The 212-nt window shown below is 47.6% G+C and carries 1 protein-coding gene; it reads left to right on the top strand.

Going from position 1 to position 212, the window contains the following annotated elements; genetic code table 11:
• Positions 1-212: ParA family protein (locus tag GT042_RS28665; protein WP_161311608.1), on the top strand; the 212-nt coding region annotated here is incomplete at both ends.

Here is a 212-nt window from a genome sequence, read left to right as displayed (position 1 = left end):
ATCCGATAACGCCCTTAACGATATTATCCAAAACCACGACTTGATCCTGGTTCCGGTTTTACCGTCTGATATTGATATTCGCGCAGGCGCAAAATTTATCGGCAATATTCTTTTATCCCAGGCTATGCGCAAACAGCGTCGTCCACTGGCAGTCATTGCCAACCGCGTCAAACACCAAACACAGGCCTGGCAGCGCCTGCAAAAATTTTTGC

The organism is Streptomyces sp. SID3212, assembly GCF_009865405.1.
Classification (GTDB): Bacteria; Actinomycetota; Actinomycetes; order Streptomycetales; family Streptomycetaceae; genus Streptomyces.
The sequence above is the reverse complement of the archived record's forward strand: the minus strand, read 5'-3'. Positions and strand labels throughout refer to the sequence as shown.